The 20,733-nt window shown below is 66.0% G+C and carries 24 protein-coding genes; 18 read left to right on the forward strand and 6 right to left on the reverse strand.

Annotated features, from left to right (window positions below; translation table 11 throughout):
- The first annotated feature begins 217 nt into the window (after positions 1-217).
- The 10 genes from AB4Z46_RS02600 (at position 218) to AB4Z46_RS02645 (ending at position 9,996) form a co-directional block, all read left to right on the forward strand.
- Entirely contained in the window at positions 218-487 is a 270-nt protein-coding gene (locus AB4Z46_RS02600) for an ogr/Delta-like zinc finger family protein (RefSeq protein ID WP_442281918.1), read from the forward strand.
- Between the two features lie 145 nt (positions 488-632).
- The gene (locus AB4Z46_RS02605) at positions 633-995 is read left to right on the forward strand and encodes a helix-turn-helix transcriptional regulator (protein WP_442281919.1); all 363 of its coding nucleotides are present in this window, start codon (positions 633-635) and stop codon (positions 993-995) included.
- Positions 996-1,466: 471 nt separating this feature from the next.
- A complete protein-coding gene (locus AB4Z46_RS02610) occupies positions 1,467-2,024 on the forward strand; it encodes a hypothetical protein (RefSeq protein WP_442281920.1) in 558 nt (185 codons plus the stop codon).
- Positions 2,021-3,043: a DUF7146 domain-containing protein gene (locus AB4Z46_RS02615; RefSeq protein ID WP_442281921.1), complete on the forward strand. Its 1,023-nt coding sequence runs from the start codon at positions 2,021-2,023 to the stop codon at positions 3,041-3,043. The genes AB4Z46_RS02610 and AB4Z46_RS02615 overlap by 4 nt, the downstream gene beginning before the upstream one ends.
- Positions 3,040-5,184, forward strand: a complete 2,145-nt coding sequence (locus AB4Z46_RS02620; RefSeq protein ID WP_442281922.1) for a DUF927 domain-containing protein — start codon at positions 3,040-3,042, stop codon at positions 5,182-5,184. Before AB4Z46_RS02615 ends, AB4Z46_RS02620 begins: the two co-directional genes overlap by 4 nt.
- Positions 5,185-5,458: 274 nt before the next feature.
- On the forward strand, positions 5,459-5,875 hold the full coding sequence (locus tag AB4Z46_RS02625; protein ID WP_442281923.1) for a hypothetical protein: 417 nt from the start codon (positions 5,459-5,461) through the stop codon (positions 5,873-5,875).
- A gap of 59 nt (positions 5,876-5,934) precedes the next feature.
- The gene (locus AB4Z46_RS02630; protein WP_442281924.1) at positions 5,935-6,141 is read left to right on the forward strand and encodes a hypothetical protein; all 207 of its coding nucleotides are present in this window, start codon (positions 5,935-5,937) and stop codon (positions 6,139-6,141) included.
- 12 nt (positions 6,142-6,153) lie between these two features.
- Positions 6,154-6,897 carry a hypothetical protein gene (locus AB4Z46_RS02635; RefSeq protein WP_442281925.1) on the forward strand — a complete coding sequence of 248 codons (744 nt, stop codon included), beginning with the start codon at positions 6,154-6,156 and terminating at the stop codon, positions 6,895-6,897.
- A 342-nt stretch (positions 6,898-7,239) separates the two neighbouring features.
- Positions 7,240-8,478, forward strand: coding sequence for a hypothetical protein (locus tag AB4Z46_RS02640; RefSeq protein WP_442281926.1), 1,239 nt, complete (start codon positions 7,240-7,242; stop codon positions 8,476-8,478).
- Positions 8,479-8,682: 204 nt separating this feature from the next.
- Entirely contained in the window at positions 8,683-9,996 is a 1,314-nt protein-coding gene (locus tag AB4Z46_RS02645; RefSeq protein WP_442281927.1) for a DUF6602 domain-containing protein, read from the forward strand.
- 90 nt (positions 9,997-10,086) lie between these two features.
- Here the strand turns inward: AB4Z46_RS02645 and AB4Z46_RS02650 are convergent, their stop codons facing one another.
- Positions 10,087-11,322: a tyrosine-type recombinase/integrase gene (locus AB4Z46_RS02650; RefSeq protein WP_442281928.1), complete on the reverse strand. Its 1,236-nt coding sequence runs from the start codon at positions 11,320-11,322 to the stop codon at positions 10,087-10,089.
- A gap of 263 nt (positions 11,323-11,585) precedes the next feature.
- On the opposite strand from AB4Z46_RS02650, the gene AB4Z46_RS02655 reads away from it, so the two are divergent.
- Positions 11,586-12,188 carry a hypothetical protein gene (locus AB4Z46_RS02655; RefSeq protein WP_442281929.1) on the forward strand — a complete coding sequence of 201 codons (603 nt, stop codon included), beginning with the start codon at positions 11,586-11,588 and terminating at the stop codon, positions 12,186-12,188.
- 30 nt (positions 12,189-12,218) lie between these two features.
- Here AB4Z46_RS02655 and AB4Z46_RS02660 read toward each other — a convergent pair whose 3' ends face one another.
- Complete coding sequence (locus tag AB4Z46_RS02660; protein WP_442281930.1) at positions 12,219-13,100, reverse strand: methyltransferase, TIGR04325 family; 882 nt, start codon at positions 13,098-13,100, stop codon at positions 12,219-12,221.
- 244 nt (positions 13,101-13,344) lie between these two features.
- Between AB4Z46_RS02660 and AB4Z46_RS02665 the strand changes: the two genes are divergently transcribed.
- The 3 genes from AB4Z46_RS02665 (at position 13,345) to AB4Z46_RS02675 (ending at position 16,345) form a co-directional block, all read left to right on the forward strand.
- On the forward strand, positions 13,345-13,497 hold the full coding sequence (locus AB4Z46_RS02665) for a hypothetical protein (RefSeq protein ID WP_442281931.1): 153 nt from the start codon (positions 13,345-13,347) through the stop codon (positions 13,495-13,497).
- Between the two features lie 82 nt (positions 13,498-13,579).
- Positions 13,580-15,547, forward strand: coding sequence for an ATP-binding protein (locus AB4Z46_RS02670; RefSeq protein ID WP_442281932.1), 1,968 nt, complete (start codon positions 13,580-13,582; stop codon positions 15,545-15,547).
- 36 nt (positions 15,548-15,583) lie between these two features.
- Complete coding sequence (locus AB4Z46_RS02675) at positions 15,584-16,345, forward strand: response regulator transcription factor (protein ID WP_442281933.1); 762 nt, start codon at positions 15,584-15,586, stop codon at positions 16,343-16,345.
- 29 nt (positions 16,346-16,374) lie between these two features.
- Here the strand turns inward: AB4Z46_RS02675 and AB4Z46_RS02680 are convergent, their stop codons facing one another.
- Both AB4Z46_RS02680 and soxR read right to left on the reverse strand, forming a co-directional pair.
- Positions 16,375-17,001, reverse strand: a complete 627-nt coding sequence (locus AB4Z46_RS02680) for an FMN-binding negative transcriptional regulator (protein WP_442281934.1) — start codon at positions 16,999-17,001, stop codon at positions 16,375-16,377.
- A 97-nt stretch (positions 17,002-17,098) separates the two neighbouring features.
- Positions 17,099-17,569 carry a redox-sensitive transcriptional activator SoxR gene (soxR, locus tag AB4Z46_RS02685; RefSeq protein ID WP_442281935.1) on the reverse strand — a complete coding sequence of 157 codons (471 nt, stop codon included), beginning with the start codon at positions 17,567-17,569 and terminating at the stop codon, positions 17,099-17,101.
- 92 nt (positions 17,570-17,661) lie between these two features.
- Between soxR and AB4Z46_RS02690 the strand changes: the two genes are divergently transcribed.
- The 3 genes from AB4Z46_RS02690 (at position 17,662) to AB4Z46_RS02700 (ending at position 18,643) form a co-directional block, all read left to right on the forward strand.
- Positions 17,662-17,988: an antibiotic biosynthesis monooxygenase gene (locus AB4Z46_RS02690; protein ID WP_442281936.1), complete on the forward strand. Its 327-nt coding sequence runs from the start codon at positions 17,662-17,664 to the stop codon at positions 17,986-17,988.
- On the forward strand, positions 17,975-18,223 hold the full coding sequence (locus AB4Z46_RS02695; RefSeq protein WP_442281937.1) for a hypothetical protein: 249 nt from the start codon (positions 17,975-17,977) through the stop codon (positions 18,221-18,223). Before AB4Z46_RS02690 ends, AB4Z46_RS02695 begins: the two co-directional genes overlap by 14 nt.
- A gap of 84 nt (positions 18,224-18,307) precedes the next feature.
- Entirely contained in the window at positions 18,308-18,643 is a 336-nt protein-coding gene (locus tag AB4Z46_RS02700; RefSeq protein WP_442281938.1) for an SMR family transporter, read from the forward strand.
- Positions 18,644-18,655: 12 nt separating this feature from the next.
- Here the strand turns inward: AB4Z46_RS02700 and AB4Z46_RS02705 are convergent, their stop codons facing one another.
- Positions 18,656-18,991, reverse strand: a complete 336-nt coding sequence (locus AB4Z46_RS02705; RefSeq protein ID WP_442281939.1) for a c-type cytochrome — start codon at positions 18,989-18,991, stop codon at positions 18,656-18,658.
- 61 nt (positions 18,992-19,052) lie between these two features.
- Entirely contained in the window at positions 19,053-19,661 is a 609-nt protein-coding gene (locus tag AB4Z46_RS02710) for an N-acetyltransferase (protein WP_442282242.1), read from the reverse strand.
- Positions 19,662-19,998: 337 nt separating this feature from the next.
- Between AB4Z46_RS02710 and AB4Z46_RS02715 the strand changes: the two genes are divergently transcribed.
- A complete protein-coding gene (locus AB4Z46_RS02715; protein ID WP_442281940.1) occupies positions 19,999-20,727 on the forward strand; it encodes a glutathione S-transferase in 729 nt (242 codons plus the stop codon).
- Positions 20,728-20,733: the final 6 nt, after the last annotated feature.

Genomic DNA, 20,733 nt, shown 5'->3' on the forward strand with positions numbered 1-20,733 from the left:
TGAGGACATCCGCGCGCTCTAGAAAGGGCTGCCCGGGTCGCAAACGGCGCCCCGCGACGCGTCGCGGATCTCACCTGACTTGCGTGCACTCCAACCAACGTTTGTAGATCGCCGATCTACAAAGGGAATCGCTTGGACGAAAGCGACTCCCGTTGGACGATCTCCCCATGCACAAAAAGAAGCACCAGGGAGAACGAAGAATGAAGGCCAAGCAGCCATGAAGATGCGATGCCCGCACTGCAAGAGCACCGCGCACGTTCGCAGTAGCTACGAGGTTTCGGACCTCTCTCGCGAGACCTACTTCGCCTGCAGCAACACGGCCTGCGGCCACACGTTCGCCGCCGTCACCGAGATCCACCGGACGCTGTCACCGTCCGCAATCCCTGATCCCAAGATTCGCCTGCCGTTGAGCAAGCACGTGCGCCGCAAGGTGCTGGTCGAGCAGCTCATGACGCTGCCCACCTCGCCCATGCCGCCGCCCGCATAGGGCGAATCCAGCGCGCCTGGCGCGCGCCATACCCGTTTCGAAGGCCTGTGCCTGCGCACCGATGCGCAGGCATGGAGAAGTGTTGTCGATCGAAAGCGGCAAGCCGGCATGGGGCCGGCACCGCACAGCAAAGGGAGAGAAAGCAATGAAAGAGAAGAAGCAACAACCGGCCAGCGTCGCCGTGGATCGCCTGGTGCGTCTGCCCGAGGTCAAGCACCTGACAGGCCTCGGCAGGAGCAGCATCTACAGCTACCTTCAGGCCGGTGCCTTCCCGCAGGCCGTGCGCGTCGGCGAGCGCGCCGTGGCCTGGCGCCTGTCGGACCTCGAGCGATGGATGGCGGGGCGGCCATCCACTGCGCAAGCCGAGGCGCCGCAGATGCCGCGCACTGTGCGCAAGGCCTCGGCGACCAAGACGCCGCGCGCATCCTCCAGCCAAGCGGCGCATCGCAAAGTGATCGACACCACCGCGAAACGCCCTGCACCGAACCCCCGAAAGGCGCACGCATGAAGCCCTGCGCTGCGGTTCCCATGCTCTCGTCGGTGGCGTTAGCAGCGCGGTGTGCCCTCTGGGAGGCCGCTGGCTATACTACGCCCGTCACGTCAAAAAGAGGCGTGGCCGGGATTGGTCTCCCGTTGACATCCTGCGACGCAAGCCGCAGTTTCCCCGCAGGGTCTGCGGCTTCGTCGTTCGTGCCTCCATTTTTGGCGGCTCGGCGGGCGGGCGCGAGCCCGGCCGGTTTCCGCAAGGATGTCCCGGTAGACCAACCCGTCGAGCCGCCGCCCTCGATTGGTCTCGGGTGCGTCGGTTGTTGCAAATCGACATCCTTGGAGGCCATTCATGGCTGATTGCTCCTGCGCGCCTGCGCAATCCCACGCCTGTTCAGGCGCGTCTTCTTCCCCCGTTCCCTCAACGCCTGCGCCGCACACCAGTGCCACGCTGCGCAACCAGTGCGAGCGCATCGATGCAGTCCTCGGCGCCGTGCGCGAGCTGCTGCGCGTGCTCAGCGACTGCGGCGCGTCCAATGCCGACACCACCGCCGACATGCGCGTGGAAAGCGTGGCCGTCCTGCTGCGCGACCTCGGCGAGCAACTCGCGAAGGCCGAGCCGTTGATCGATGGCATGGCCGCCATCGGCCGCGACGAAGCGCCCGGCTCGGACCTCTCCGATGCCATCGAGGCGCAAGGCCGCATCGTCTTCAGCGTGCGCCACACGTTCTGCGCGCTCTATGACGTCATCGGGCACCGCTGCCGCGACCACCATGCGTTCGACGTGGAGGCCTTCACGGGCACCGTGCACCGCCTGGCCGATTGCCTGCAGGGCGTCGAAGCGACGCTCTTCGAGCTGGCCTTCGGACGCAAGCCGATGACGTCGCGGCCATCAGTCGCGCCTGGTACTGCTGCCCCTGCTGCGGCAGTGCCTGGTGCCACCGTGAAGGCCCCGACCCGACGCACCGCCGTCCGCCCCTTGCGCCGTCCCGGCCGCCTCGCCCGCGCTGCCTGGCGCATCCAACCTCTTCAGGCAGGAGCCGCAGCATGAGCAAGGCCACCATGCACCCCGTCGACCAGTTCGCCGCCAGCATGGCCGCGCACGGCATGGCGGCGCCGGAGTCGATCGTCCCCGATGGCCGCATTCACCGCTTCAGCACCAACAGCAAGAAGGGCGACACCGCCGGCGGCTACGTGCTGCACCTCGATGGCACGGCTGCAGGCGCCTTCTGGGACTGGCGCACGGGCCTCTACGTGACCTGGTGCGCGACCAACACCGACGCCATGACGCCGGCCGAGCGCCGCATGCACGAGCAGCGCATGGCCGAGCACCGCGCGCAGTCCAACCGCGACAAGACGGCCGCCATGCGCAAGAACCGCGAGCGCATCGACACCCTCTGGCGCGAGTCGGTCGCGGTCACCGAAGGCGACCCGGTGCACAAGTACCTCAAGAACCGAGGCCTCGACCTGGTCAAGGTGCCCGAGGTGCTGCGCCTGCATCCATCGCTGGACTACTGGGACATCGATGACCAGGGCAAGGCGATCAAGCTCGGCACGCATCCGGCGATGCTGGCTGCGGTGCAGGTCGAGACCTATCCCGATGGCCCGCACATGCCGGCCGAACTGACCACGGTCGCGCTGCACCGCACGTACCTCACCGATGACGGCAAGAAGGCCGATGTGCCGACCCCGAAGAAGCTCACCGGCACTACGGGCGACATGCGCGGCGCGGCGATCCGCCTGGCGCCTCCGGCCATCATCGAAGGCGCCTACCGCCTGGGCGTGGCCGAGGGCATCGAAACCGCTCTGGCAGCGGCCGAAGGATCCAGAGTGCCCACCTGGGCCACGGTCTCCGCTTCCGGCATGAAGAACTTCCAGTGGCCGCGCACGCCGCACGAGCTGTATGTGTTCGGCGACAACGACGTGAACGAGACGGGCCAGCGCGCGGCGCGCGAGTTGGAGCGCAGGGCCAATGCCTGCGGCGTGTGCGTGCACACCCTCATCCCACCGATCGTGGGCGCGGACTGGGCGGACGTGTGGGCCGACCGCGGCGACTGGAGGCGGCCATGAAGGACCAGAGGCCCGACATTGCTGATGCTGATGCGGCGCAAGACATCAAGGCGGATGCGCCAGTGAAAGCGCTCGCCCGCAAGTCGAAGAAGGCCGGCAAGGCTTCGACCAAGGCACCGGCGCCGATCAAGGCCAAGGTGCCAGCCAAGACGCCAACGAAGCCGCGCAAGCGTGACGTCGCAGCGAAGGCCGAGCCCACCACCATGGGACCGATCTCCGCCGAGGCCTTCGCTGATGCCGTGCAGCGCCTCGCTGCGCTGCCCGTGGTCGACTTCGAGCGCTGCCGCAAGGCCGAGGCCGATGCCCTCGGCGTGCGTGTCGCGATGCTCTCCGACCAGGTCGAGCGTGCGCGCCGCGAGAGCAGCCACCACGAACTGGCGAAGGGCAACGCCCTCACGCAGCTGTCGGCGGCCGTCACCGTGCTCGCCGGCCGCCAGACCATGGAGTTCGGCAATGGCCGCTACGAGGTCTCCGACAAGGACGGCGTGTGGTTCGTCGCGCGGGACCCGGAGACGGGCGCAGAACGCCGCACGTGGATCTGCAGCACCTTGTACGTCGTGGCGCGCACGCGCGATGAGCACAGCGTCTCCTGGGGCGTGCTGCTGCGCTGGAAGGACCCTTCAGGCGTGCAGCACGAGATGGCGCTGCCGACGCAGATGCTGCAGACCGATGGCGCGGACATGCGCCGGGCCCTCGCGGACCAGGGCTTGACCATCGCGGCGAACCAGAGCGGCCGCCAACACCTGCAGACCTACATGCTTGTCTGGAACCCGGGCCGGTTCGCGCGCTGTGTCAACCGCATGGGCTGGCACGGCGATCTCTTCGTCATGCCCGGTCGCGAGTACGCCTCGGGCGACGAGATCACCGTGTTCCAGAACGTGCATGCGGTCGAGCCAGCCTTCGCCCTATCGGGCGACCTGGCGCAGTGGCGCGAGGCCGTGGCCGCGCGTGCCGTGGGCAACAGCCGCCTGGTCTTCGGCATCGCTGCGGCCTTCTCCGGTGCCCTGCTGGAGTGTGCCGGCGGCGACTCGGGCGGCTTCCACTTCCGTGGAGCCAGTTCGACCGGCAAGAGCACGGCGCAGATCGTGGCGTCCTCGGTGTGGGGACACCCCACCAAGTACAAGCGCAGCTGGCGGTTCACCGCCAACGGCCTCGAAGGCATCGCGGCGCTGCACAACGACGGCATCCTGATCCTCGATGAACTGTCGGAGTGCCCGGCCAAGGACGCCGGCGAGGCGGTCTACATGCTCGCCAACGGCCAGGGCAAGGGCAGAGCGACCAAGACCGGGGCCGCGCGCCAGGCGCAGAGCTGGCGGCTTGTCTTCCTGTCCAGCGGCGAAGAGAGCCTGGCATCCGTCATGGCGAAGAGCGGCCAACAGGTCAAAGCCGGCCAGGAAATCCGCCTGGTCGAGATCGACGCCGAAGCAGGGGCCGGCATGGGCATGTTCGAGCAGCTGAACGGCTCGGAGACGCCGGCCGGCCTGGCGCAGGATCTCAAACGGGCCTGCGCGCAGTTCCACGGCGCAGCAGGCCCGGCATGGCTCGATGCCCTGGTGCGGCAGCGGCCGACCCTCGCGGTGCAGGTGCGTGCCGGCATCGATGCCTTCGTGGCCGCGCAGGTGCCCAAGGACGCCTCCGGCCAGGTCATGCGCGTGGCGCAACGCTTCGGCCTGGTGGCGATCGCGGGCGAACTGGCGACCAAGGCCGGGGTCACGGGCTGGAAGGCCGGTGCGTCGACGGCAGCGGCGGCGCAGTGCTTCGCGAGCTGGATCGAGACATTCGGCAGCGCGGGCAATCGGGAAGACCGAACGCTGATGGACCAGGTGCGCGCCTTCTTCGAGGTGCACGGCTCCAGCCGTTTCGAGGATCTGACCGCACGCTTCGAGCAGCGGGTCGCGAACCGCGCGGGCTTCTTCCGCAAGGACATCGACGGCGAGCGGGAGTACCTGGTGCTGCCCGAGGTGTTCAAGCGCGAGGTCTGCGCCGGCTTCGATCTCCGGCACGCCACCAAGGTGCTGATCTCGGCGCAATGGCTGGTGCCCGGCAACGATGGCAAGTCCAGCCAGAAACCCCGGCTGCCGGGTCTCGGCCTGACGCGCGTCTACGTGGTGAACAGGCAGGTGTTGGAGGGCGGCGAATGATCGCCATCACGTGCCAAAGCGCCCTCCGGTTTGACCTTGCTGAAAAACCGGTGGGACACGTGGGACAAGTGGGACATCCAGCATCCATGCGGGTTTGCGCGTCCCACGAGTCAAAAGCGCATCGTGGGACAGGTGGGACAAATGTAAGCAAACAGCCGATTTGTCCCACGTGTCCCACCAGCGTCCCACGAGTTCAAAACGGCGCAAACCCGCGCCATTGCTTGTTGTCCCACTTGTCCCACATGTCCCACCAGATTTCTAGGCGGGATTGGCGATGAACTACGAAAACCGAGCGGTTCTGGCTGTCCCTACCCCTGCCGAGATCTCCGTTGCCGAGCCTGGTCGAGTCCTCACTCCGGCCGAGCGGCAACGCCGGCACCGCGCCAAGAAGAAGGCCGAGACCGCGGCGCACTCCACCACTGTGGCCGGCACGCTGCTGACCGAGAACATGCGCCTGGCCCGCCAGGTGGAGATCCTCGGGCGCGACCTGGCCGAGCAGAAGGCCAGGGCACAGAAGGCCGCTGCAGAGGCCCAGCAGCTGCTGGAGGACGTCGCGGCCGATCGAGGGCGCCTGCAAAGGCTGCGTGCGGCCTTTGGGGCGCTCCTGCCCCGGCTCACGCCCGCCACCTCGATCCGCATCCGCCACGCCTTGACCGAGGCCGGCTTCATCGAGTGGCTCGACACCGGATGAAGGCGTCGAGTCATCTCAAGCCAGCTGTCACACATCAACCATCACCACAGGGGAAAAAAATGTTCGCAAACGAGATCCAGGCCCGCAAAGAGTTCAGCGCGGCCAACGACAACCTGCAGGCCGCCATCGCCGCCTACACCGAGGCCAGGAAGCGCCTCCATGGCCTCACCGGCGAGTTCGTCGGCGCCGACCAGAAGGCCACGCTGCAATTCACCACCGCCGACGGCAAGACCGCCAAGGCCGAGATCCACATGACCGATTGCTGAGGGGAGACCAACATGAGCGACATCAAGGAAGACCTCGACCAGGCCACGCAGGCCTACAAGAACGCCCTGAAGGACCTGGCGGGCGCGCGCCAAGCGCACGAGGAGGGCCCCGGCAAGGGCTACGCCGACATGCTGGCCGTGCAGGCGGATCTGAGGGCCAAGATTGCCGCGCACGAGGCCAGCGCTGCCGAGGCGCAAGGCACCTTCCAGAGCCTGTTCGCGAAGGCGAGCCACATCGTCACCAAGGAGGTGAAGGCCGCGCTCTTCGCCAAGAACGATGCCTTGGCCATCGCCGAAGAGTTGCGCAGCGCGCTCGCCCAGTCGGAGGCCGGCGCGCTCGAGCTGAGGGCTGAGGCCTCCTGCATCGCCGAGGCCTTCCGGGTGGCGCATGCGCACGCACGCGCGGCCTACGCGCGCATGGAGGTCTGCCAGGCGCTGGAGGAGTGCGGCCAGGCCATGGGGCGCGCGGTAGCGCTGGCGACGCACATCCCCGGCAATCGCGACATCGAGAAGCTGTCCGACGACGTCGACCAGCTGCGCGCCCAGTTCGTCTGGAAGGCGCTGATGGACTTGGCCCGCGAGCTGCCCGAATGGGACCGGGTTCGGGTCGAGGAGCTGGGCGCGCTGGACCTCGGCCCGTTCAACGATCGCAGGCACTTCACGACGCCGGCGGCCGTCGCGCTCGATCGGAAGAGGCGGGCGATGGCGGAAGGCCAGGGCGGCACCGGCTCGGAGCAGCTGGAGTCCGCCGCGTAACGTCACGGCCGTAGCTATCAATCGACGCTGAGAGGCACCTGCGGATTGCAGGTGCCTTTTTCTTTGGGCGCGTGACGTCACGAGCTCGCGGCCGAGGCGCGGAGAGGCCGTCAGAACCCGTCGAATCTCGTCACGTCCCGACCCCTTCCGAGGGTCTCGAAAGCCGCGCCAGCGCTGGCTGAAGGCCCTCCCGACACCCTCGATGAACGAGGGACATTTAGCCCGCCGGCGGGGCGGGGTCTCGATAGCGCGCCGGGGGTCTGGGGCGGGATGTGTGCGCTCGAAGGCTGAGCCTTGGTACTCTCCACGGCATGACGGCCGCGTCGCGGCGAAAGGAATGCGGTGCAGGACGGAATCAAGCGGTTCGAAGAGTTCTGGAGGGAGATGGGGACGCATTCGCGAGACCGCTTCGTCCACCCCAAAGATGAGCCTTTCGTGGCTGCAGGGCCACCCGGCCCACATCAGCTTCATCTGCAGGTGCCACCCATTCCCGCCAACGGGAGCATTCGTCACGCAGACATCGTGCTCTTCATGCTCAATCCGAACTTCGATGCGGCGAAGGACGCCGCATGGCGCCAGCGCAACCCCGACGGCGCCGCTGTGCTCGATGAGTGCTTGGCCGCGAATCTCCACCAGACACATGCACCTGGCGCTCGAGCGTTCTACGACGTACGTTCTGACCTGAAGGATTCGCCTGGTGCCAGCTACTGGAAAACGGGCGGTGGGTTCGCCGAAATCGCCCAGGCGTTGGCGGGCGAGCGGGGCTATTCGCTGGATGACGCATACGATGAGATCTCTCGACGTGTAGTTGTTCTTCAGATGGTGCCGTATCGTTCCGCGAAGTTCGGTAGCCGTGAACTCATTCGCAAGGCGCCGAGCAGCGCGCACGCCCGGGAGCTTGCGCATTTCCTCGCCGATGAGACCGATAAGCTGCTCGTGATTCAACGCAGCATCGACAACTGGGGCTTCAGTTACCCCAGCACGCGGGCAAACGTCGTCGTCTATCCGAAGTCCCAAGCGCTGCCGGCTTCACTCGGCTTGAAGTGCTTGGGCGGTCGACCGATTTTGGATCGACTCTTGGGCAACGCCACGGCGCTGCCGACCGTATCGAGCGCCCCGCCGGCAGTTGCGAGGTTCCGCGCCACGCACCCCACCAGCCCGCCCGCCTCCACCATCCCTCCAGCCCGGCCTCTCAGTGCACAAGCGACAGCGCCGAGGGCCGAGTCGTGGCCGCCGGACCGAACCGACGAGCTGCGCAGCATCTACGAGGTGTCAGGCTTGCGCCGCTGGCTGACGTCCGATGGCATACGTCCGCCGGGAAAGGAGCCTTTCTCCAAGCTGAAGTTCTTGCAGAACGATTTCAAGCTGAGCTCGATGGAACTCTACGACCTGCGAAATGGCGAGCGGTATCTGCGAATCCACTATCAGAAGACAGCACCGGCGTGGCTGGTCGCGGACCTTGCCAGTTGGGCGGGTTTCAGAAACTCAAACACATCCGGTTCGAATTTCACATTGGGAGACCCGTTGGAGTACGCAAAAGCGCTGGCACGTCTGCTGGATTTGCGGACATGTGCTGGATGAAATGGCATCCGTGCAAACAGGCAAATCTAGAGCATGTGACCGCGTTCGGCCGGGAGTAGAAGGTTAATCCATTTGGAGCAATGCGTGCTTCAAATTGGAAGCAGGCCTTCGTGCCTTCACCCCTGAGATGCTGTCAATTCCGCCTCGAAATTTTCCTTCTCTTGTTTGCCATGTGACATAGACTGAAATAACAATTTTTTAGAAATGATTACTTCACTATCGGAATTGCTAGAGGCTCTCAGAACTAAAGAGGCAGCGGTGTTGAAGCGGCATGACATTAAGCATGGCCCGACTATCGGCGATATGTACGAGGGACTGACCCGAGATATTGTCGGGCGTGCAATCCCAAATGAGTTGGGAGTGCAGGTTGTTGAGGGATTCATAGAAGGCCTTGCTGGCGAGAAAAGCAATCAAGCCGATGTTTTGCTGGTAAAGGGTGAAGGCCGAAAAATTCCCTATACAGATAAGGTGGTTTGGCCTATACGAGACGTGCTAGCTGTCTTTGAGGTGAAGAAGACCCTCTATGGCGACTCACTTGCCGATGCTTTCACAAAAATGATGAAAGTCGCTCAACTTCACAAAGCCTTCGAGGCGTCCGGTGGCTACAGTGGAAAAAGCATTGCTTTTGCCCATAAGAACTTTGCCAGAGCGACTGGGTTTTACCCGAAGTTTTCCGATGTGAGTGGCCTACCTGAGCCGCTTCAGATGATTCATCACATAACTCTGATGGAACATCTAGCCCCTGTTCGCATCATTTTGGGCTACGAAGGTTATGTGGACGAACTGAGTCTTCGCAAAGGAATCAGCAGTTATCTGCTTGGGCAGGGGCCAGGTCCGGATAGAGGAATGATGTCGTTGCCCTCATTGGTGGTCTGCCGAAACAATTCGGTTCTAAAGCTCAACGGTATGCCCTACTGTGACCGGCAGGATGACGTAGAGGGGTGGTGGAACACCATGGCATCCAATGCTGAAAATCCCACACGCCTCATGCTTGAGATGTTGTGGACGAAGATTGGCACTGAACTCGACATTCTGCTGCCCATGGACGACTCTCTAAACCAAGAGAAACTCGCGCCCTTTCTACGCCAAAAGTATTTTGATGGGGAGATTGACGGTAGGAGGCAGACTGGTTTTATGATGGACTTCATTGAACATCTCCCAAGCGTCGATGTTGAGCCAGAAGATTCAACGTGGACGCCACACGATACGAACGTGGTGGAATCTGTCGCGTTGATGCGTGCGGCTCAAGACGGAACCCTTCGGTGTGACGATCTGGATTTTGTTGAATTCGCGGCAAAGCATGGCACAACGACATCCAGCATCCTTGAATCATTGACTCAGAAGAGGGTAATGGGATGGATGAATGCAGAAAAAACAATTGCGAGGCCAATCGAAGAGTCATTCGTGACAGTTTTTACGCCTAGTGGAAAAACCGTTGTCTCGGACCAATCTGGCATGTTGAGTCTTTGGGCCGAGCAACAGCTTTTCACTCGAAAACCCAGACGATCCAAAGATTGAGATTGTTACTGACTGCTTTCGAAATACAGAGCGGACATGCGAACCAACATTGCCAACGACATCTGTGGTCCGAACGAGCCCTTTGGATGCCTAGATGGCTTGATCCAGCTCGTTGCGTAGCTGGGTAGCGAGGGGAAGGCCGTCAGACTTGCTGGCCTTTCGTCCCTCTAAGTAGTCCGCCCACCACTGGAGCAATTTGGCGCGGTCGGCCAGATAAGCGCTTCGGTTGTAAGCCGCCCTGACCTGGTTGCGTTCGACGTGCGCGAGCTGTCGCTCGATCACATCGGGATTCCAGCCCGCTTCATTCGCCACCGTGGAGAACAGCGCACGAAACCCGTGGGCGGTGGCCTCACCCTTGTAGCCCATGCGCGCCAACGCGCTGTTGAGCGTGTTCTCGCTCAGCGGCTTGCTCGGATAGAACGGGCTCGGGAAAGTCAGTTCACGCTCGCCGCTGAGCGGCTGCATCGCTTCCACCACTGCGACCGCCTGCTTCGATAGTGGCACGACGTGCGCGGCGCGCATCTTCATGCGCTCTGCGGGAATGCGCCAAAGCGCCGCAGGCAGATCGAACTCGCTCCAGCGAGCGCCCCGCACCTCACCTGGCCGCACTGCTGTGAGCATCAACAAGCGAAGCGCGTGCAACGTGTGCGGGTCGCCCTCGTAGGCATCCAGCTTCGCCAGGAACTCGGGCAGATCCCCCTCTGCGAGCGCTGGCCGATGCTGGATCTTTCGCGGCCTCAGGATCTCGGAGGGCACGAGGTCGAGCACCGGATTGCTCTCGATCCGCTCATGCGTCACCGCGAACCGAAATGCGGACTTGATCCGCTGCAGCACCCGCGTGGCCATCTCGCTGGCGCCACGAGCCTCGATCTTCTTCACGGCCTGCATGACTTCGCGGGCCGAGATGCTGGCCATCGGTCGCTTTCCCAGCTCCGGGAAGATGTCGGCTTCGAGCGAGGCTTGGGTTCGCTGCAGCGTGATCGCCTCCCACCGCCCCGCCTGGTGCGCCAACCAGTCGCGCGTGACGGCCTCGAACGTGTTGACCGCCTCGAAGGCGGCCTGGGCCTTTGCTGCCTTGCGCTGCTCGCCGGGATCGATGCCGCGGTCGAGAGCCTGCTTGGCCGCATCCCGTCGCTCCCGTGCCTCCTTCAAGCCAACGGTCGGATGCACACCGAATGCCAGGCGCTTTTCCTTGCCTCCGAACCGATACTTCATCCGCCAGTAGCGACCACCAGCTGCAGTGACCTCGAGGTACAGGCCGCCTCCATCAAAGTGCCTTCCAAGGGCGGTCAGGTTTCGGAGCTTGGCATCGGTCAGTTTCGTCATTTTTCCGGGCTTGGGGGCACATTTGGGGGCATATTCTGCCCGCCGTGTCCTCGAGCCCAGCATTCATGCGGGTTTGCGGGGCGAATGTGGTTTCTGGCGGCGGACCAGATACCCCTCTTTATCGGCTCTTCAAGCCCCAAAACCCGCACGTTCACCGACGTAGCGGGTTTTTCTTCGCCTGCCGCACTTGCACCAAAGTGCAAGTGACATTCGATCTGCGCGCGCGTAAGGTGAGTGCGCCCACTCACCCACGCAGGTCAAACATGAACATTCACCAAAGACAGGCTTTGATCGCGGCATGCGCCGCACTGACCCTTTTCGCCGGCACCGCCAGTGCGCAGACCGAGCCGGCCCGCAAGGCCATCGAGCTCGAGGACGCCCGGGGCGGCTCGGCCGTGCTCTCCGTCACCGGCGAGATCACCGCGGTGGACGTGGCGAACCGCATCGTGTCGATCAAGGGCCCGAGGGGCGATATCTCCGATCTGCGGGTCGATCCGGCCGTGAGGAACCTCGAGCAGGTCAAGGTCGGCGACCGGGTCCGCCTGAGCTACCGCATCGGCGTCGCCCTGGCGCTGAGGAAGGGCGGCGACGGCATCCGCGAGCGGGTGGAGACCGAATCGGCCGCCGTGGCCGCGAAGGGCGCCAGGCCGGGCGGCGTCGCCACCACGCGCACGACCATCGTGGCCAATGTCTTCAGCGTCGACCGCAAGAAGAAGATCGTCACGCTCAGGGGGACCAGTGGCCAGCTGACCGACGTGCACGTGCGCGATCCGCAGGTGCTGCGCGAGGTGAAGGTGGGCGACCAGGTGGTTGCGAACATCACCGAATCGGTGGCGCTGAGCGTGCGACCGGCGCCGGCGAAGTGAGCGCGCGGCGCCTGGCCTGACCGGCCATCGCTACAGGAAGCGAAAGTCGACCGCCTTGTAGGGGGGCACTCTCGACTTGTCGGGGATGAGCTGGCTGTCCACGAAATACAGCCCGGTGAAGCTTGGGAGCCTGTGTTCCGAATCGCCGCTCAAGTACAGGGCGCGTTCGGGCACGGCCCAGCTGTCCCAGAGTGTGTAGCCGACCTCCTCGATGTCTCTGATGAAGCGTCTTCGGTTGAAGACATGCAACGGGGCGAATGAACCATCGCCGATGTTCTGCGAGGTCACGAAGTCTTCGCCTCCGTAGAGAGGAAGCTTGTTCAGCAGGATGTGCTTGGGACGCACGGCACACCGCTCCAGCAGCAGCGCAGGTCGCGCGTCCTCCATGTAGTGAATGGCGCCTGCGGAGAGCCATATGTCACTGTCTGCCGCCACGACGGCCTGCGGCAGATCTTCGGTGAATGACAAGGCCGTCGCCGCATTCGCGGCCGCCAGGCTTCGCCCGATGGAGACCATCGTCGGAAGCTCGACCACACGCCATGCCAAGGTGGCCGGCATGGCGATGTAGCGGCGGTAGGCGTAGTAGTGCACACCGACCGACCCACCGAAGTCGAGCACCCGGGCCGCCCCGCCTTGAAATGCGCGCTCGAGCCACAGCATGACGGGATAGTCGTACGGAAAGACCATTCTGCAGCGGACTTCAATGTAGTGAGCTGCGAGCGGGGCATGGTCGAACTCCTTGCTCCGAGGAAGCCAGGCACGGGCGTCGGCGAAGCTGCCGAACACGCCATAGTAGGCCCCGGCCCCTTCGCTTGAAAGGAACAGCTCGCGTTGCCAACGCACTCGCACCGGTCGAACAAGGGGCCCGTCCAGCACCCCACGGACGACGCGGACGGTCTTGAGCAAGGACATCTGGACTCCTTGGGTCCGACGTTCGTGCGGGCAGCCCCGGATCGCGCGAAGCCAGCCCACGTACGACCAAGTGTCATGGTCGCATTCTCCGCCCGCCTCGCTGCAACTCGAAGCCGCAACCCTTCAAGCCTATGGCTCAAGAGCGCCTGTCACCCCCCGCGTACGCACCGAAATCAACCGCTCGGGTGACTGAGTCGCAGGACTGTTACATTTTCAAGCTCCAGCCAACAACCCTTCTGCGACATTGAGCCCGCGTTCCCGTCCATCCGCGAGCCTGACCGTGACGCCCGGCATCAAGGGATCCAAGCTCGGCGGGGTCGCGTCCCTGCGCCATGCCGTGCGCGTCCGCAAGGTCTTCATCGCGGTCAGCCGTGCAGGGACTGCGCACCTTCACTGATCTTGCCTGGTGTCGCCGTGTCCTGATCGCGTGGGTCCTGAGCGTCGGACTCGGCGCCTCATGGCCGGCGCGGGCGGCCACGGTGGATGCCAACGATGGCGTGTCGCAGCCGTTCGCCCTGGCCGGCGCCATCGAGGTGCTGCGCGGCCCGGCCGCGTCGCTGCCGCCCGAGGACGTGCTGTCGGGCCGGCACGATGCCGGCTTCGTTGCGGCCGACAGCGGCTCGCTGCGTTGCGGGGACGGCATGGTGTGCTGGGTCCGCCTGGCGCTCGCGAGAACCCCGGGCGCGCCGCCGCAGTGGCTGCTGCGCGTGCGGGCCGTGCGGCCCGGCACGGCACTCCTGTATGCCCCTTCGACGCCGGCCGGCGAGGCCGCGCCCCAGGCCGGGCGCGAGTACCCGCTGAACTGGCGCTACGTGGGCACGGAACTGTTCTTTGCGCTGCAGCTGGAGCCCGAGCGGCCGGGGGTGCACCACTACCTGCGATTGGAGAACACACCCGGCGTCGACGGCTTCGCAGTGCTGCAGCCCGCCGGCTTCGAGCGCCAGCAGCGCCAGCTGAGCCTCTACCTCAACACCAGCATGGGCGCGGCCTTCGCGCTGCTGATGCTCAACCTGATCTTCTGGCGCTGGCTGCGCGACGCGCTGTTCCTCCACTTCGCGCTCGTCATGTTCTCGGCGGTGGCCTTGCATGCCTGGCAGACGCTGCCTTCGATGGCGGTGCCGGAAGTGGTGGGCAGCCTGAGCCTGCGCGGCGCCCTGCAGGCGCTGTTCCAGGCGACCACCATCCTGTTCGTGTCGCGCCTGTTCGACTTCAGGCGCCATGCGCCGCGGGCCGCGACTGTGGTGGATGTCTTCGCTTTGCTCACCCTGCTGGCCGGCGTCCCGGCGCTGGTCGGCGAGCACGACTGGCTGGGGCCGTGGAGCGCGGTCATCGACCTGGCGGGCCTGCTCGCGGGCGCCGGCATGGTGGGCTGGCTGATCCTCGTCAAGCAGCAATGGCAGTTCGCCTGGCCGGCGGCGATGCTGCTGCTGATTGCGCTGTCGAGCGCACTGGGCCGGCTTCGCTGGCTGGGCCTGGCGGACATCGGCCCCGACGAAGGCCTGGGGCCGAGTTGGGCGGCGGTGCGGCTGATCTACATGCTGGTGCTCGCCGTCACCGTCGCGGACCGCACGCGACGGGCCGAGATCCAGCTGCGGCATGCGCGCCGGCGCGCGCTGGACGATGCCTTGAAAGCCGAGCGAGAACTCGAGGAGAAAGTGCGGCTTCGCACCCTGGAGCTGGACCGGAGCCTGTCGCTGCTGGCCGACGAGATCGAACTGCGGCGGCAGGCCGAAGGCCAGCTGCAGGTCGCGCTGGCGGCCGAGCGTGGGGCCTTGCGGCAGCAGCGTCAGTTCGTTTCGCTGGTGTCGCACGAGTTCCGCACGCCGCTCGCCGTGATCGATGCGACCGCGCAGTCGATAGGCCTGCCCGGCGTCGAGCTGCAGCCGCGTCTGGCCAAGATCCGGCGCGCGGTGCAGAGGCTCAACCTGCTGGTCGTCAATTGCCTGGCGGAAGACCGGCTGCACGCCGATCGCGTGGTCCTGAAGGCGGAGCCGATCGACCTGCGCGCGCTGATCGAGGCGATGCCCCAGTCCCTCGGCCCCGCCGATCGGTCGCGGGTGCGGCTGGCGCTGCCTCGCGATGCGGTGCCGCTGCGAGGGGATCGGGCGCTGCTCGAGATCGCGTTGCACAACCTTGTGCAGAATGCCCTCAAGTACTCGCCGACGGCTCGCGACGTCGGCATCAGCCTCGTCGTCCGCGACCGGATCGCCTGGGTGGACGTCGAGGACCATGGCGAAGGCATTCCGGCGGATGAACAGACAAGAATTTTCGAGCGCTTCTTTCGTGGCGCGGACTCGCATCGTGCGAGCGGCACCGGGCTGGGACTCTTCCTGTGCAGCGAGATCGCGCGTGGGCATGGCGGCACGGTCGTGCTGCTGCGCTCCGATGCCCGGGGCTCGGTGTTTCGTTTCGAACTGCCGCTGTCGCATGGGCCCGCAGCGCACTGAGCGCCGGGTTCCGGTGCCGCGTCGCGGGCGCGGCGCATGAACCGGGCCGACGCATCCTCTGCGCTTCGCGTCTGCGTGGTCGAAGACGACGACGACCTGCGCGAGGAAATCGTGCTGCTGCTCGAGCGCGCCGGCTTCGAGGTGCGCGGCGTGGCCGATGCCGCGGCGTTCTACAAGGCCCATGTGCTCGCGCCGTGCGAGGTCGCGGTGCTCGATATCGGGCTGCGCGGCGAAGATGGCCTGTCCATTGCGTCGGCGCTGCGGGCCTCGGGCCCGATCGGCATCGTCATGGCCTCGGCCCGGGGGGCGGTCGAAGACCGGATCGACGCGCTTCGGCATGGCGCCGATGTCTACATGGTCAAGCCGCTCCACATCGAGGAGCTGGTGGCGACCATCCATGCGCTGGGCCGCCGGGTGCGGGCCATGATGCCGCCGGCCGCATCGCCGCTGCCGGCACCACCGATGGCGCTGGAAGCCCCGGGCGCGTGGCATCTCTCGGAGGGCGGCTGGGTGCTGCGCGATCCGCAGGGCCTGCAGCTCAAGCTCACCACCACCGAGCGCGCCTTCGTGGCGTGCCTGATGGAAGCCGACGGCGAGGCCGTGAGCCGCGAACTGGTCATCCGGAGCATCGACCGCGATGCCCGGGACTTCGATCCCAAGCGGCTCGACGTCATCGCCAGCCGGCTGCGCCGCAAAGCGGAGCAGGCCGGCATGCGGCTGCCGTTGTACGCGGTGCGGCGCGAGGGCTTCCAGCTCGTGCGCTCGGCGCGCCCGCCGATCCTCATTGAAAGCGATTGAGAAGGTGCGCTGGTAGCCAACCGAAGCCGCTAGGGCCGGATGAGGGTCGCGACCGCGCGGGCGGCCGGCGACGCTTCGAGCGACAGGTGGTGCACCAGGCTTTGCCGGTCGGCCTCGGTGCGCTGTTGCGAGAGAAATCGCTTTCCGGCCAGTTCCCGGATCTCGATCTCGAAACCCACGAGCCTCCGCGCCGTTTCAGTCAGGAATCCGGGCGCGGCGTCGTCGACCGACCAGGGCTCTGCCCGTGCGGCTTCCTGCGTTGCGGTCAGCGATGCCAGGTGCGCAGCCATCCAGCCGGCCTCCTCGATGAATCGCAGCGAGCCCCGGGCCTGCACGGCCACGTAGTTCCAGCTCGGCGCATTGCGGCCGCTGCGCTGGCCGTTGACGTACCAGCGGGGAGAGATGTAGGCGTTCGGGCTCTGGAACACGACGGTTGCTTCGAACCCTGGCGAACATGCCGTCGTCCACAGCGAGTGGGTCCGTGCCACGTGGCCGGACAGCCGGCCGTGAGGGCCATGGTCGGACAGCTCGAGCGGCAGCAGGTTGACTTCCACGGTGCCGGTCGCCGCCGTGATCAGCGTGGCGAGCGGGTAGCTGCGCATGACCTGGTGCAGAGCTTGTCGCTCCGTCATCGCGAAGAGGGGTTGTGTGTGCATGAACCATCCAGGGGTGACGGGTTGCGGGTCGCACGCGAGTGTCGCCGGCCCTGTGGCGCATCCCGGTCGCATCGGTGTCAGGCCGTCAGGCGTGCGCTCAGTCGGTCGCCTCGTGCCTGACCCACAGGCGTTGCGCGCCCGGCCCCTCCGCCGCCAGCTTGTCCAGGGGGTTGCGCAGCCGGCAGCGGTCGATGGACAGGCAGCCGCAGCCGATGCAATCGTCGAGCGTGTCGCGCAGCTTCTTGAGCTGCGCCATGCGTTCGTCCAGCTCGGCCCTCCAGTTGGCGGACAGCCGCGCCCAGTCTGCGCGGCTGGGCGCGGCCGACGTGGGCAGGGTGTCCAGGGCTTCGGCGATGTCCGACAGCGCGATGCCCACGCGCTGCGCGACGCGGATGAAGGCGACGCGCCGCAGCACGGCGCGCGGATAGCGGCGGTGGTTGCTGTCCGTCCGGTGGCTGCTGATCAGGCCCTTGGCCTCGTAGAAATGGAGGGTGGACACGGGCACGCCGCTGCGCTGCGCCACTTCGCCGACCGAGAGCGTGGCGGAGATGTCTTCTGGTTTCAGCATGAATTTTCCGGAATCGCTTGACCTCAACTTTACTTGAGGTTTGAAACTTCAGGTCCTGCGGGCAATCCAGCGCGCATCCAAAGGAGTTTTCAATGGCAAACCAGGTATCGGGTTCCGTGTATCGCATCGACAAGTTCGCGGTGCCCCAGGACGTAGTTGCGGTCTTTCTCGAACGCTTGCGCTGGGTCGACCGGGCGCTGGGCGCCATGCCCGGATGCAGGCAGAACCTGGTGCTGACCCAGGTGGGCGACACCAGCGAATTCAATGTGGCGACGGTGGTCGAGTGGGCGAGCGCGGACGCGATGGCTGCGGCCAGGGCACTGATCCAGAAGAGGTACGCCGAGGAAGGGTTCGATCCGCCGGCGTTCATGCAAGGGCTCGGGGTGAAGGCCGACATGGGGTCGTATGGAGGCGCTTGAATTCCATGAACCGCGACAACGCACTTCCGCCCGCGTGGCACTGGCGCTTGACATCCATCGAAGCATTGCCGCGTGCAACGACTACCTTGCGCGAAGCAACGATGTGCACGCCCTGACGGCGGCGTTGATGTTGCCCTGCTACCGGGCCGAACTCCAAAGGCTTCAGCTCGACCGCGCAGAGGAGCGCGAGCTGGCGTCGGCACTCGGGCAGATCGCAGGATTCGATCCGGCCTGACCAGGTTGGGCGAGATCGCCGGTGCGGCCACGCGTCTCGGCGATCGAGGACCGCGCGTCTTTGGCCATTGGGTAGAGTGCGCGCATGTCCCTCACCTACGTCTACCTTGCCGTCGCGATCGTCGTTGAAGTCCTGGCGACCAGCTTTCTGAAGGCCTCCGACAGCTTCACCAGGCTGTGGCCGAGCCTGGCCACGGTGGCCGGCTATGCCATTTCCTTCTATTTCCTGTCGCTTGCGCTGCGCGTGCTGCCGACGGGCATCGCCTACGCCATCTGGTCGGGCGTCGGCATCGTCCTCATCTCGCTCGTCAGCTGGCTCTGGTTCGGCCAGTCGCTGGACGGCCCGGCGATCGTCGGTCTCGGACTCATCATTGCGGGTGTCGTGGTCGTCAATGCGTTCTCGAAATCGGTCGCTCACTGAGCGGCCGCCGCTTCAGGGCGGTGAGGGCTGCGCCAGCACCCATTGCGCCAGCAGCTTCGCCTCGGCCTCGCTCACCTGGGGCTGCCGCGGCATGATGACGCGGCCCCAGGTGCCGACGCTGCCGCTGCGGATCCGGCCCGCGAGGCGCGAGGGCGCCGCGGCATCGGCTCGATAGCGTGCCGCGACCTGCGCGAAGCCGGGGCCGACCTGCTTGTGGACCATGCCGTGGCAGGACATGCAACCGTTCTGCCGCGCCAGCGTCTGCGCGCGCTCGTCGGCCGCTGCCGGGGCTGCAACAAGCAGCAGCCCGGCAATCAACATCAGGGGGCGGGCCATCGTCAAGCGCATCGGCCCGGATTCTCGGTCAATTCGATGAGGTGGACGGGGTCGGTCGAGCGTCCTCGGCCCTTCAGCGCATCCCGGTCGCGGCGGTGAAACGGGCCAGGGTCCAGCCGCGGCCGAGCAGCAGCATGCGCGTGTGCAACTCGCCCAGCACCTGCGGCGAGATCTCGTGCCCGAGGTAGGTCAGGGTCTTGTCGCGCAGGTCGACGTAGCCCAGTTCGTAGTCGGCCGCGAGCTTGTGCCAGAGCGCGTGGGCGGCGGGCGACTGCCGCGCGCCGGTGAGCAGGCACAGGCCTGCATCCAGTCCCCAGCGGTAGACGGCGGTGGCCAGTCCGCGCCGCTGGTACTGCGGGTCGTACTTGGAATGCGGCGCCCGGACGTAGCGGTCGGCGCGGCGATGCACTTCGATCAGCCGGTTGAAGACGGTGTAGCCGGCCAGCTGCCTGCGGCGGATGTCTTCCACGTAGACATAGAACTCGCCGTCGGCCTCGCGATGCCGGATCACGAGTTCGGGGTCGCTCAGCGGGATTTCGGGAATGCCATGCAGCCGGTCGCCCGGCTTGTGGATGCGGTCGTAGATGGAACTGATCTCGCCGTCGAGCCGCTTCGGGCCGTGGTTGACGTCGATGCGCAGTTCCGTCAGGCGCGCAAGCCAGGGGGGCCACAAGGTGGGCATCGTGAGGATCACGAGAAGCTTCTCCAGTCGAACGCGAACCGACCCCGGGGAGCCGGCCGCTGATGCGCGGCTTGGATGCCCGGCGGTCGATATTTTGCGCTGAAAGGGGAAAGAAGCGGACTGCCGGGCCTAGGAATCTGCGGCCGGCTGGAGGTCCGGCAGCAGCACCGACACGCGGCGTGCGCGCACGGCGGCGATCATCGCGCGGGGCGGGATCGTTGCCGTGGGCCGCTGGACGCGGAGGGAAGCCGAGGGACTCATGAAGCCGGAGTGTAGCGGGCACGGCGAGACGCCGCCCCGTATCCTTGCAGTCTCCCCATCGTCACGCGGAGGACGCTTGACCTACCAGCTCCACTACTGGCCCACGATCCAGGGCCGCGGCGAATTCGTCCGCCTCGCGCTCGAGGCCGCCGGTGCCGCCTATGTCGACGTCGCGCGCGAAGCGCCATCCAAGGGCGGCGGCGAATCGAATCTGGGACGCCGGCTCGGGGATCCGGCCAACCCGCGACCTTCGTTCGCGCCGCCCTTCCTGGTCGACGGCGACATCGTGGTCGGCCAGACCGCGGCGATCCTGCTGTACCTGGGGCCGCGCCTCGGGCTCGCGGGCGTGGGCGAGGCCGACGGTCTCTGGACGCACCAGATCCAGCTGACCGTCGCCGACTGCGTGGCCGAGGCGCACGACACGCACCATCCGCTGTCGACCGGGCTCTACTACGAAGACCAGCGCGAGGCGGCGCAGTCACGCGCCAAGGCCTTCCGCGAGGAGCGCATTCCGAAGTTTCTCGGCTGGTTCGAGCAAATTCTCGAGCGCAATCCGGACGGCGACCGGCACCTGGTCGGCGACGCGCTGACCTACGCCGACCTCTCGCTGTTCCAGCTGGTGGCGGGGCTGCGCTATGCCTTCCCCAAGGCCACGGCGCGTGCGCTGGCGGAGACCCCCGCGGTCGCCAGGCTGCATGCCAACGTGCGCCGCCGGCAACGGGTGCGCGACTACCTGCGCAGCCCGCGGCGGATCGCCTTCAACGAGGACGGCATCTTCCGGGCCTACCCGGAACTCGACAAATGACCGCGC

Origin of the sequence: Variovorax sp. M-6, from assembly GCF_052114385.1 — a bacterium.
In the GTDB taxonomy this organism is placed as follows: Bacteria; Pseudomonadota; Gammaproteobacteria; order Burkholderiales; family Burkholderiaceae_C; genus Variovorax.

Excerpts from the sequence above, each read along its gene's own strand:
- AB4Z46_RS02605 (WP_442281919.1), top strand. The coding sequence starts at position 633 with ATGAAAGAGAAGAAGCAACAACCGGCCAGCGTCGCCGTGGATCGCCTG.
- AB4Z46_RS02705 (WP_442281939.1), bottom strand. The coding sequence starts at position 18,991 with ATGCGCTTGACGATGGCCCGCCCCCTGATGTTGATTGCCGGGCTGCTG.
- AB4Z46_RS02625 (WP_442281923.1), top strand. The coding sequence starts at position 5,459 with ATGAACTACGAAAACCGAGCGGTTCTGGCTGTCCCTACCCCTGCCGAG.
- AB4Z46_RS02635 (WP_442281925.1), top strand. The coding sequence starts at position 6,154 with ATGAGCGACATCAAGGAAGACCTCGACCAGGCCACGCAGGCCTACAAG.
- AB4Z46_RS02695 (WP_442281937.1), top strand. The coding sequence starts at position 17,975 with ATGGAGGCGCTTGAATTCCATGAACCGCGACAACGCACTTCCGCCCGC.
- AB4Z46_RS02700 (WP_442281938.1), top strand. The coding sequence starts at position 18,308 with ATGTCCCTCACCTACGTCTACCTTGCCGTCGCGATCGTCGTTGAAGTC.
- AB4Z46_RS02630 (WP_442281924.1), top strand. The coding sequence starts at position 5,935 with ATGTTCGCAAACGAGATCCAGGCCCGCAAAGAGTTCAGCGCGGCCAAC.
- AB4Z46_RS02615 (WP_442281921.1), top strand. The coding sequence starts at position 2,021 with ATGAGCAAGGCCACCATGCACCCCGTCGACCAGTTCGCCGCCAGCATG.
- AB4Z46_RS02600 (WP_442281918.1), top strand. The coding sequence starts at position 218 with ATGAAGATGCGATGCCCGCACTGCAAGAGCACCGCGCACGTTCGCAGT.
- AB4Z46_RS02710 (WP_442282242.1), bottom strand. The coding sequence starts at position 19,661 with ATGCCCACCTTGTGGCCCCCCTGGCTTGCGCGCCTGACGGAACTGCGC.
- AB4Z46_RS02655 (WP_442281929.1), top strand. The coding sequence starts at position 11,586 with ATGAACATTCACCAAAGACAGGCTTTGATCGCGGCATGCGCCGCACTG.
- AB4Z46_RS02675 (WP_442281933.1), top strand. The coding sequence starts at position 15,584 with ATGAACCGGGCCGACGCATCCTCTGCGCTTCGCGTCTGCGTGGTCGAA.
- AB4Z46_RS02645 (WP_442281927.1), top strand. The coding sequence starts at position 8,683 with ATGATTACTTCACTATCGGAATTGCTAGAGGCTCTCAGAACTAAAGAG.
- AB4Z46_RS02660 (WP_442281930.1), bottom strand. The coding sequence starts at position 13,100 with ATGTCCTTGCTCAAGACCGTCCGCGTCGTCCGTGGGGTGCTGGACGGG.
- AB4Z46_RS02650 (WP_442281928.1), bottom strand. The coding sequence starts at position 11,322 with ATGACGAAACTGACCGATGCCAAGCTCCGAAACCTGACCGCCCTTGGA.
- AB4Z46_RS02680 (WP_442281934.1), bottom strand. The coding sequence starts at position 17,001 with ATGCACACACAACCCCTCTTCGCGATGACGGAGCGACAAGCTCTGCAC.
- AB4Z46_RS02690 (WP_442281936.1), top strand. The coding sequence starts at position 17,662 with ATGGCAAACCAGGTATCGGGTTCCGTGTATCGCATCGACAAGTTCGCG.
- soxR (WP_442281935.1), bottom strand. The coding sequence starts at position 17,569 with ATGCTGAAACCAGAAGACATCTCCGCCACGCTCTCGGTCGGCGAAGTG.
- AB4Z46_RS02620 (WP_442281922.1), top strand. The coding sequence starts at position 3,040 with ATGAAGGACCAGAGGCCCGACATTGCTGATGCTGATGCGGCGCAAGAC.